The organism is Methylobacterium trifolii, from assembly GCF_022179685.1.
In the GTDB taxonomy this organism is placed as follows: Bacteria; Pseudomonadota; Alphaproteobacteria; order Rhizobiales; family Beijerinckiaceae; genus Methylobacterium; species Methylobacterium trifolii.
This window is the reverse complement of sequence record NZ_BPRB01000070.1, coordinates 1-10,069: the sequence shown is the minus strand read 5'-3', so window position 1 is coordinate 10,069 and position 10,069 is coordinate 1. Positions and strand designations below refer to the sequence as shown.

The window sequence follows — 10,069 nt, the reverse complement described above, 5'->3', positions numbered from 1 at the left end:
TCCCGACCCTCGCTCACGCGAGGCCCACCCTCCCCCGCAGAGGGGAGAGGGACGCGCGCGTGAAGAGGCTCAGGCCAGCGCCGACTTGAGGCTGCCGGCCAGGTCCGTGCGCTCCCAGGAGAAGCCGCCGTCGGCCTCCGGCGCGCGGCCGAAATGGCCGTAGGCGGAGGTGCGCGCGTAGATCGGCTTGTTGAGGCCGAGCTTCAGCCGGATGCCGCGGGGCGAGAGGTCCATGGCGTCGGTCAGCACCGCCTCGAGGCGGGCCTCGTCCACGGTGCCGGTCCCGTGAAGGTCCACGTAGATCGACAGGGGCTTGGCCACGCCGATGGCGTAGGCGAGCTGGATCGTGGCGCGGGAGGCCAGGCCCACCGCCACCACGTTCTTGGCGAGGTAGCGGGCGGCGTAGGCCGCCGAGCGGTCGACCTTGGTCGGGTCCTTGCCGGAGAAGGCGCCGCCGCCGTGGGGCGCCGCGCCGCCGTAGGTGTCCACGATGATCTTGCGCCCCGTGAGGCCGCAATCGCCGTCGGGGCCGCCGATGACGAACTTGCCGGTCGGGTTGACGTGCCAGACTGTGCCCTCGTTGATCCAGCCGTCCGGCAGGGCGGCGCGGATGTAGGGCTCGACGATGGCGCGCACGTCGGCCGAATCGAGGGACTCGTCGAGGTGCTGGGTCGAGAGCACGATCTGGGTCGCCTCGACCGGGCGGCCGTTGGCGTAGCGCACCGTCACCTGGCTCTTGGCGTCGGGGCCGAGCTTGGCCGCGTCGCCCTGCCGGCCCTTGCGGGCGTCGGCGAGGTCCTTGAGGATCTTGTGGGCGTAGAAGAGCGGGGCCGGCATCAGCTCCGGGGTCTCGTCGGCGGCGTAGCCGAACATGATGCCCTGGTCGCCCGCGCCCTCGTCCTTGTTGCCGGAGGCGTCCACGCCCTGCGCGATGTCGGCCGACTGCGCGTGCAGGTGGATGGCGACGTCGTTGTTCTTCCAGTGGAAGCCGTCCTGCTCGTAGCCGATGTCCTTCACGGCCGCGCGGGTCAGCTCCTCCAGGTGCTGGAAGGTGACCGAATCGGGACCGCGCACCTCGCCGGCGATGACGATGCGGTTCGTGGTGGCCAGGGTCTCGACGCCGAGGCGCGCCTCGGGCATCGCCGCGAGGTAGGCGTCGACCACGGTGTCTGAGATCCGGTCGCACACCTTGTCGGGGTGGCCCTCGGACACGGATTCGCTGGTGAACAGGTAATCGGAACGCGGCATCGGATGGCACCCCCGTCTCGGGCGCGCCCTTGCTCACGGCGCTTGACCCACTGCGATGCCGTGCGTTCTCGCATCCGTCCACCGGACGGTCAAGATGAAATGCCGAACGCTTCCGTTATACCGGACGGAGCGGCCGATAGATCAGCCGCTGACCTTGCGGTCGAAGACCTGGACGGCGGCGGCGATGTCGCGTCGGATCTCGGGAGAGACGTTCTCCACCACGTGCCGGGCGAGCAGTTCCGCGATGGCCTGGAGGCCGCCGGCCTCGCCGTAAGGCTGCTGGCGCGGCTCGCCGAAGCCGGCCGGCTCGAAATCGTCGGTGCGCGGCATGCCGTCGAAGAAATACTCCAGCGGAATGCCCGTCATCCGGGAGAAGATGTCGAGATGGACCGCGCTGATGCGGTTGGTGCCCTTCTCGTACTTCTGCAGCTGCGCCGCCGACATGCCGAAGCTCTGCGCGACCCGGCGCTGGGTCAGGGACGCCTTCCGGCGCTGCTCCGCGATGCGCTGCCCGACGTAGACGTCGCGCTGATCGGTCTTTTGGCCTGCCATGTTCGTCCCGCGTAACTCAGCCTCGGACCGGACGACCACGCATCCGGCACCCCCGCGCGCGCAACCTTAAGCGTGAGCGGATGATTTGTCACGATGGGCCGGAGAACCGGCAGGCGACGCGCGGCAGCGGTGTCCGGCAGCACCGTCCTCGGAGGGTGCGAAAGTGGCGTCTCCGGCAGGGCTCGAACCTGCGACCCCAGGTTTCATACCACTTCGGCTTTCGCCGCCGTGCCCGCGGGCACGTTCGTGGCCTGGACTATCCCTTCGCCCTAGGCCCTTCGCGAGAAAGGCCCTTAGGCGCCGCCCGTCTAGTCTCTACACCTTCCCGCGCGTGGCGGCGCGGGCTTGGCTCGGGATCGGCAGGGCGCGCGATGCGCCGTGAGCTTTCCCCGACTTTGAGCGGTTCCGCCGCGCAGTTTCCCGACGCGACGCCCAATTTTTCCGTTTAGGAAACCTGTGCTCTGTCCAGCTGAGCTACGGAGACGTGCCGCAGGCCTCATATCACCCAACCCGTCCGGGGCCAACCGGAAGGGCATCCCTGTGATACCACGTCCGCTCGAGCGAAGCGGACCTGGTATCACCAAGCTCGCGCGGCGCGTTAGCGAAGCCGAAATCCGCATCGCGAAGCGATCGACCGGATTTCGTATGATGCGCCTGCATCGGTCTCGCGGGAACGGCGCGCAGGCCGGTGCCCATCGGGCCGTTCTGCGGCATGGTGGACGGGGCGGGTGCGGAGGCGATGGGGCGACAGGCGAACCGGTTCGGGCCGGCCTTGGCCGCGGGGCTCTGCGCGGCCACCGCCGCATGGGGCGCGCCACGGCAGGGGCCGGCGGATTGCCGGCCGGCGCTCGCGCGGGCCGACAGCCTCGACGCCCTCGGGCCCCGCGGCGAGATCCGTCTCGCCTCCGGCAGCCGCGTGGTGCTCGGCTCCCTGCGCTGGCCCGAGGATGCGCAGGTCGCGGCGCGCGCGGGCGACTGGCTCCTGGCATTGCGCGGCCGGCCCCTCACGATCGTGCCCCGCGGCGAGGGCGACCGCTGGGGGCGGCTGCGGATCGATGCGAGTGTCGACGAAGAGGGCATCGACCTCGCGGGCGGCCTGATCGATGCCGGGTTGGCCTGGGCCGATTCGGGTGAGGCCGACACCCTGTGCCGGCCGGCGCTGCTGCGGGTCGAGGCGGGTGCGCGCGCGGCCAAGCGCGGCCTGTGGCAGGCTTCGCTGCCGGAGGCGGGAGACGGGGCGGCGCTGCGGGCGCGGGCCGGCGGTTTCGCCGTCATCGAGGGGCGGGTCCGGCACGTCGGCGAGCGGGCCTCGCGCACCTATCTCGACTTCGTCCGCCGGGGCGAGGACGGGCTCACGGTCACGGTGTCGAAACGCACTTGGCGCAGGATGCTGGAACATGGTTTGAGTGCGGCCGGGATCGAGGGCCGGCGCGTGCGGGTGCGCGGCGTGATCGAACTCTGGCGCAGCCCGGTCATCGACGTGGGCGCGCCGGAACTGATCGAGCCCCTCGACGACGAGGCCGCTCCGGCCGAGGCGTCGGATCGGCGACCGGGCGCGGGCCCGGCCGGGATGGAACGGGACGGGGAGCGGGCGCCGCGGCGCTGATCGGCATGGGCGGGAGTCTCAAGCAAGTGCGGGATGCGGGGCGCGGGGGCGCTGGGCCCTTCCGCGTGCTCGCCTGCCTCGCCGTCGCCCTCGCGCTCTCGGCCTGCGCCGGGGAGCAGACCGGCACGGTGCTGGCGCCGGCCGCGGTGAAGGTGCCGGTCGAGGCGCCGCGCGTCACCGGGCGCGACCGCGGATCGGATGCCGACCACGCCAAGCTCGTGGCCTCCTTCGGCGGCGAGTACCGGGCGCCGGCCACCCTCAGGCTCCTCACCGAGGTCACCGACCGCCTGGTCAAGGCGAGCGACCGGCCGGACCAGAGCTACGACGTCACGCTGCTCGATTCGCCCGTGGTCAACGCCTTCGCCCTGCCGAACGGGCGGCTCTACGCCACCCGCGGCCTCGTGGCCCTGGCCTCCGACACCTCGGAGATCGCCGCGGTGCTGGCCCACGAGATCGCCCACGTCACCCTGAGCCACGCCACCGCCCGCACCGAGCTGGAGCTGCGCTCGCAGCTCGTCAGCCGGGTGGTGGCCGACGTGCTGAACGACCCGGCCACGGGCGCGCAGCTGCAGAGCCAGTCGCGCTTCGCGCTGGCTCGGTTCTCCCGGGAGCAGGAGCTGGAGGCGGACGGGGCCGGCGTGCGCACCCTGGCGCGGGCCGGCTACGACCCGTTCGGGGCCGGCCGCTTCCTCACAGCGCTCAACCGCACCATCGCCCTCAAGTCCGGGGCCGGCAGCGCGGGCGAGCCGGACATGCTGGCGACCCATCCGGGTACGGCCGAGCGCATCGCCCTCGTCACACGCGCCGCCCGCCGCACCGGCGCGCCGGGCATCGGGATCGACGACCGGGCCCGGTACCTGGCCGCCATCGACGGGATCAGCTACGGCGACAACCCCGGAGACGGGGCGGTGCGCGGACGCCGCTTCATCCACCCGAACCTCGGCATCGCCTTCGAGGTGCCGGACGGCTTCACCATCGAGAACACCCGCAACGCCGTGCTCGGCACCACCGGCGAGGGCAGCCGGCGCCTGCTGTTCGACCAGGTCGAGGCCGGCGCCGAGCAGGGCCTCGACGAGGTCCTGAAGGCGACCTGGAACGACATCATCGAACCCGGCTCCATCGAGACCCGCAGCGTCGGCGTCCATCCGGCCGCCACCGCGGTCTCGCGCGGCAAGGACTGGACCTTCCGCCTCGCCGCGATCCGCGTCGGCGACCGGACGTTTCGCATGATCATGGCCGCCAAGGGCGCGACCGACCCGGACCCGGCCTTCCGCCGCTGGATCGCGAGCCTGTCGGCCATCGCCCCCGAGGACACCCAGGCCCTGCGCCCCTTGCGCCTCCAGGTGGTGCCGGCAGCCTCCGCGAGCGCGGAGGACCTCGCCCGCCGCATGGCGGTGCCCGACCGGGCACTCGACCGCTTCCTCGTCCTCAACGGGCTGGAGCGCGGGGCCGCATTGAAGCCGGGCGAGAGCTACAAGCTGGTGGTGGAATAGGCCCGGCTCATCGGGCCGTCCCGGCGAGCCGGGCGTCGAGCCGAACCAGGGCATACCCGGCCGCCAGGAAACCTGTGCCGAGAGCGAGGATGTTCGCGCCAGTGCGCGCCCAGCCGAGCCGGCCTATGTCCATGAACGGATAGGGATAGAGCCCGTCCGAGAGGCCGCGGCCGAGGGCGTAGGCGAGGTAGGCGGCCGGGTAGAGGGTCCAGAGGAGCGGGTCGCGGGCCGCGAGTGCACCCTTGCGGCCGGCGGCGAGCCAGAACAGCGGGACCGCGACCGGCGTCACCCAGTGCAGCAGCAGGTCCGCCAGCGCGTCGCCGCCGCTCAGGTCGAGCAGGCCGCGCAGCAGGAGCTGGTAGACGATCCCGACGAGCCCCATCGCCAGGGCGAGCCCCGCGAGCAGGCGGGGCGGGACGGCAAAGCCCGCGGCGATGGCGGCAAACAGCAGGGCCGCGGCGAGGTTCGTGGTGATCGTGAAGTACCGCAGCATGCCCCAGAGGGCGGCGGCCGCCGACCCGGTGCGGCCGTGGATGGCGGAGAACTGCACGGCCAGCCCCGTCCAGGCCACGAGGGCGATCAGTGCGGCAGCCGCGCGCCTGCCCATGCCGTCCAAGCCCCATCCTCGTGCATCTCACGAAACTCCCGCTCACCAGGAACTCTCCCTCTGGTGAGGACAGCGCAGCGGGAGTTTCGTGAGAGACACCTAGCCCGGCAGGGCCTCGACACCACCGCCGCCGGCGGAGCACTCTCGCCGCATCGCAGGCCCCACCGCACCGGCATGGTGCCGGGGCGCCCACGGAAAGCAAGCCGCCCGATGATCCGTTTCTACTACAACCTCTCGCCCAACCCGATGAAGGTGGCGCTCTGCCTGGAAGAGACCGGCCTGCCCTACGAGCCGGTCCCCGTCGACGTCCGCAAGGGCGAGCAGTTCGCGCACGGCTACACGGCGATCAACCCGAATTCCAAGGTGCCCGCGATCGTGGACGGCGACGTGACCGTGTTCGATTCGAACGCCATCCTGCTGCACTTGGCGGAGACCACCGGCCGCTTCGGGCCGGCGGCCGGGGCGAAGGCGCGGGCCGAGATGCTGTCCTGGCTGATGTTCGTGGCCACCGGCATCGGCCCGTTCTCGGGCCAGTGCGTGCATTTCCGCCATTTCGCGCCCAAGGGACAGGATTACGCGGTGGAGCGCTACGCCTTCGAGGCGCGCCGCCACTGGGGCGTCCTCGACGCGCACCTGACCGACCGCCCCTTCATCCTGGGTGCGGATTATTCGATCGTCGACATGGCGGCCTGGGGCTGGGCCCGGATGGTGCCCTTCGTCCTCGGCGAGGGTGCCTTCGCGGACCTACGGAACGTGAAGCGGCTGCTCGACACGGTGAACGCGCGGCCGGCGGCGCAGCGGGCGGAGGCGCTCAAGGGCCGCCACGCCTTCAAGCCGGAGATGGACGCGGAGGCCAAGGGGCACATGTTCCGGGCGATGAAGGTCGAGGGCTGACGACTGCACCCTCGAAAAACCCGGCGGCTCCCACCGACCCCCCTCATCCTGAGGTACCCGCGCCAGCGGGCTATGACGGAGCCCTCCAGAGGTCTCGCGATCCCTGGAGGGCTCCTTCGAGGGCTGCGCTACGCTCCGCCGCCTCAGGATGAGGGGGTGGGTGGGACGAATGCCGCGGTCGGTGAACGCAGCCCGATCCCTCAGGCTGGCAGAGCCTCGGCTCAGGCGGCGGCCAGCGCCATGCCCATCGATTCCTTCTTCATCAGCTCGCGGTAGAAGCCGTCGAGGTGGGTGAGCTTGTCGGGCGAGCCGTCCTGGATGATGCGGCCGCCCTCCAGCACCACGATCCGGTCGAAGTCCTTGAGCGTCGAGAGGCGGTGGGCGATCGCGATGACGGTGCGGCCCTTCATCAGGTTGGCCAGCGCGTGGCGGATCGCCTCCTCGGATTCGGCGTCGAGCGCCGAGGTCGCCTCGTCGAGCAGCAGGATCGGCGAGTTCTTGAGGATGGCGCGGGCGATGGCGATGCGCTGGCGCTGGCCGCCGGAGAGCTTCACGCCGCGGTCGCCGACGATGGTGTCGAAGCCCTCCGGCAGGGCGTTGATGAAGTCCGTGCAATGGGCGGCGTCGGCCGCCTTCCAGACGTCCTCGTCCGAGGCGTCGGGCCGGCCGTAGCGGATGTTCTCCCGCAGGGTCCGGTGGAACATCGAGACGTCCTGCGGCACCACCGTGATCGCCTCGCGCAGGGAATCCTGCGTCACCCGGTCGATGTTCTGGCCGTTGATCAGGATCACCCCGTCCCGCACCTCGTAGAAGCGCTGGATCAGCGAGAACAGGGTGGACTTGCCCCCGCCCGAGCGGCCGACGAGGCCGACGCGCTGGCCCGGCTCGATGGCGAGGTCGAAATCCGTGAACACCCCGCGCCCGTCCGGATAGTCGAAGGCCACGTGCTGGAAGTCGATCTTGGCGCCCGTGCCCGTGAGCGGCTCGGCCTCCGGGTGGTCCACGAGGTCGTGGGGCTGGAGCAGGGTGTGCAGGGCCTCCGACAGGCGGGCGGTGTGCTGGGTCGCGTCCACGAGGGCCACGGCGAGGTCGCGGGTGGCCGCCAGGATGCGGATGCCGAGCGTGCAGACCAGCACCACCTGGCCGTTGGTGGCCTGCCCCGCCTCCCACATCTTGATCGCCCAGTAGAGCAGGCCGAACACGGCGAGCACCGTGAGCACGGCGTGCACGATGCGCAGCTTCTCCAGGTAGAGCAGCGAGGAGCGGCGCGCCCGCATCTCGGTGGCGATGGTGCCCTCGAAGCGCACCGATTCGCGCTTGAAGGCCGAGAAGGCGCGGACGAGCGGCATGTTGCCGACGAGGTCGACCATCTCGCCGTCGACGCTGGCGGCCTTGGCCGCGAAGTCGTGGTGGAGCGGCTTGCCGGCCGACGCCATCTTGAACATCAGCACCACGACGGCGGCGAAGACGCCGGCCAGGATGCCGGCCATGGTGAGGTTGACGGTGGCGATGTAGGCGATCGAGCCGAAGGCGGCCACGCAGGGCGGCATCACGTTGAACACGAACATGTTCTCGACCGTGAAGATCGCGTTCGAGGTCGCGGTGATGCGCGAGGCCAGGGTGCCCGGCTGCCGGTCGGCGAAGAAGGTGGGCGAGTGCCCGGTCATGTGCCGGAACAGGTCGCGGCGGATGTCGCCCGTCACGCCGACGAAGGTGAAGGCGCCGACCAGCGAGGCGACGCGCCACAGCATGTTGTCGCAGGCGATGAAGGCGACGAGGATGGCGAGCGCCCCCCAGACGAGGCCCGCATCCGGCCCCTTGCTCAGGGCGTCCACCACGCCCTTCAGGGCGTAGTCCGTCGAGACCGAGAAGCCGACCGCGCCGAGGACGGCGATCAGGATGACGGCATGCGGCAGGGCCCGGCGCCGGAGATAGCGTCCGACGAAGGCGAAGGGCCGTTCGGCATACTGGTCGAGGTCTTCCATCGCGTTGACCAATTCGATTCAAGCGGCGGGAATGGCGGCGGGCGGGGTGCGGACGCGGAAGACGACTCGCCGCACGCGATATTGCCTCCCGGGGCGGCAACGCAACAGCGTCCCTCTGCGTTGCAACCGCCCGCCCTCCCACGCGTGTTTTATCCGGCGAAGCTGAACGTCGCTTGACCGGGATGCGATTTCGGTGCCGCCGGGCGACCGCCGGCTCCGAGCGTCAGGCCTGGATCAGGTTTGGTGTCCGCGGCGGGTCTCCGGCATGATCAGCGCCACGAGCAGGAAGGCGGCCAAGCCCACCAGCGCGAGGCCGAGGAAGGCCGTGTGGCTGCCCAGCCGGTCGGCCATGATGCCGGCCAGCGACGTGGAGAGCGCCGCCCCGATCCCCATGGCCGTGCCGACCGCGCCCAGCGCAAGGTTGAAGCGGCCCGTGCCGCGGGTGAGGTCGGAGACGATCAGCGGCACCATCACGCCGAGCACGGACGCCGAGATGCCGTCGAGCACCTGGATGGAGACCAGGAGATAGGGGTTGTCGGTGTAGGCGAGCAGCAGGCCGCGCAGGGGCAGGGCCGCGAAGCCGATCAGCAGGACCGGATAGCGGCCCCAGCGCTCGGCCAGCCGCCCCACGGTCGGCGCCAGCACCGCGAGCACCGCCTGGGGGACCATGATGCAGGCGGCCACCAGCACGGTCGCCGTCTCGCTGGCGCGCAGGGTCAGGGCGCTGCCGACCAGCGGCAGCATCGCGGCGTTGGCCAGGAAGAACAGGGTCATGCAGGCGGCAAAGCTCAGGAGCACCCGGTTGGTCAGGAGCGCCTTGACCCCGCCTGCGCCCTCCCCCGCCGCCTGGCCCGCCGCGTCGGATTCGGCCTCCTGCGTGCGCAGGGTCGCGTCGATCTCCTCGGCGCGGATGGCGGAGAGCGCCATGATGGTGGGCACGACGAGGGCGGCCGTGAGGTAGAACACGGCCCCGTTCGAGAGGTAGTAGCCGCAGGCCCCCATGCCGGCGGCGGCGACCGCGTTGCCCAGGGCCTGGAAGCTGGCGTTGCGCCCGAGCCGCTCGCCCGCACGCGCGTGGCCGACCAGCCCGATGCTGATCGCGGCGATGGCCGGGGTCAGGATGCAGCTCGCCGCCGAGTGGGCCGCCATGGCGAGCAGGACGATGAGGAAGGTCGGCCAGAGCGCCAGCGCGAGCGCGCTGCCCGAGATCGCGACCACCGCGACGCCGGCCGCGAAGCGCTTGGAGCGCACCGCGTCCACGAAGCCGCCGCCGGGCACCTGCCCGAGCAGGCTGACGAGGCTGCCCACCGTGAGGGCGAAGCCGATGTCGGACTGGGTCCACTTCGCCTGCGAGAAGTAGACGGCCAGGAACGGCCCGAACCCGGTCTGCAGGTTGGCCACGAAGAAGGCGAAGGCGTCGAGCCCCCGGCGGCTGCCGCGCGAGACCGCGGAGCCGGGCGGGACGGGGGCGGGCGCCGCCTGCGGAGGGACGGACTCGACCGCCGGCTCCTTCAGCCGGATCGGGCGGGCGCGGACCTCATGGCGCGTCGCGTCGCGCTCGCGGGGGGGGATGACGCGCCGATTCCTCGGTCGGGCCACCGTCATCTATCGGGCGCCTTCTCCGGCGGCTTCTCGACCGCCGGCTGGGGCTGGGCCGCCCCCCGTGGCGGCCCAGCCCCAGCCG

General features: G+C 71.6%; 8 protein-coding genes. 3 read left to right on the top strand and 5 right to left on the bottom strand.

The features are described from left to right. Positions 1–69: 69 nt before the first annotated feature. A complete protein-coding gene (metK, locus tag COGEMETH_RS06790; RefSeq protein ID WP_238181847.1) occupies positions 70–1,248 on the bottom strand; it encodes a methionine adenosyltransferase in 1,179 nt (392 codons plus the stop codon). A 141-nt stretch (positions 1,249–1,389) separates the two neighbouring features. Next, positions 1,390–1,800: a helix-turn-helix domain-containing protein gene (locus COGEMETH_RS06785; protein WP_238181846.1), complete on the bottom strand. Its 411-nt coding sequence runs from the start codon at positions 1,798–1,800 to the stop codon at positions 1,390–1,392. Positions 1,801–2,512: 712 nt separating this feature from the next. Between COGEMETH_RS06785 and COGEMETH_RS06780 the strand changes: the two genes are divergently transcribed. Both COGEMETH_RS06780 and COGEMETH_RS06775 read left to right on the top strand, forming a co-directional pair. Next, positions 2,513–3,406 (top strand): thermonuclease family protein, encoded by an 894-nt coding sequence (locus tag COGEMETH_RS06780; protein WP_238181848.1) that lies wholly within the window; start codon positions 2,513–2,515, stop codon positions 3,404–3,406. A 5-nt stretch (positions 3,407–3,411) separates the two neighbouring features. Beyond that, positions 3,412–4,899 carry a M48 family metalloprotease gene (locus COGEMETH_RS06775; protein WP_238181845.1) on the top strand — a complete coding sequence of 496 codons (1,488 nt, stop codon included), beginning with the start codon at positions 3,412–3,414 and terminating at the stop codon, positions 4,897–4,899. Positions 4,900–4,906: 7 nt separating this feature from the next. Here the strand turns inward: COGEMETH_RS06775 and COGEMETH_RS06770 are convergent, their stop codons facing one another. Continuing rightward, positions 4,907–5,506 carry a Pr6Pr family membrane protein gene (locus tag COGEMETH_RS06770; protein ID WP_238181844.1) on the bottom strand — a complete coding sequence of 200 codons (600 nt, stop codon included), beginning with the start codon at positions 5,504–5,506 and terminating at the stop codon, positions 4,907–4,909. Positions 5,507–5,716: 210 nt separating this feature from the next. Here COGEMETH_RS06770 and COGEMETH_RS06765 point away from each other — a divergent pair, with 210 nt between their 5' ends. Beyond that, positions 5,717–6,400 carry a glutathione S-transferase family protein gene (locus COGEMETH_RS06765; protein ID WP_238181843.1) on the top strand — a complete coding sequence of 228 codons (684 nt, stop codon included), beginning with the start codon at positions 5,717–5,719 and terminating at the stop codon, positions 6,398–6,400. A 221-nt stretch (positions 6,401–6,621) separates the two neighbouring features. Here COGEMETH_RS06765 and COGEMETH_RS06760 read toward each other — a convergent pair whose 3' ends face one another. Beyond that, positions 6,622–8,385, bottom strand: a complete 1,764-nt coding sequence (locus tag COGEMETH_RS06760) for an ABC transporter ATP-binding protein (protein ID WP_238181842.1) — start codon at positions 8,383–8,385, stop codon at positions 6,622–6,624. A 234-nt stretch (positions 8,386–8,619) separates the two neighbouring features. After that, positions 8,620–9,990, bottom strand: a complete 1,371-nt coding sequence (locus COGEMETH_RS06755) for an MFS transporter (RefSeq protein WP_238181841.1) — start codon at positions 9,988–9,990, stop codon at positions 8,620–8,622. Positions 9,991–10,069 lie beyond the last annotated feature (79 nt).

Coding starts and splice junctions, on each gene's coding strand:
- metK (WP_238181847.1), bottom strand. CDS start 1,248: ATGCCGCGTTCCGATTACCTGTTCACCAGCGAATCCGTGTCCGAGGGC.
- COGEMETH_RS06785 (WP_238181846.1), bottom strand. CDS start 1,800: ATGGCAGGCCAAAAGACCGATCAGCGCGACGTCTACGTCGGGCAGCGC.
- COGEMETH_RS06780 (WP_238181848.1), top strand. CDS start 2,513: ATGGTGGACGGGGCGGGTGCGGAGGCGATGGGGCGACAGGCGAACCGG.
- COGEMETH_RS06775 (WP_238181845.1), top strand. CDS start 3,412: ATGGGCGGGAGTCTCAAGCAAGTGCGGGATGCGGGGCGCGGGGGCGCT.
- COGEMETH_RS06770 (WP_238181844.1), bottom strand. CDS start 5,506: ATGGGCAGGCGCGCGGCTGCCGCACTGATCGCCCTCGTGGCCTGGACG.
- COGEMETH_RS06765 (WP_238181843.1), top strand. CDS start 5,717: ATGATCCGTTTCTACTACAACCTCTCGCCCAACCCGATGAAGGTGGCG.
- COGEMETH_RS06760 (WP_238181842.1), bottom strand. CDS start 8,385: ATGGAAGACCTCGACCAGTATGCCGAACGGCCCTTCGCCTTCGTCGGA.
- COGEMETH_RS06755 (WP_238181841.1), bottom strand. CDS start 9,990: ATGACGGTGGCCCGACCGAGGAATCGGCGCGTCATCCCCCCCCGCGAG.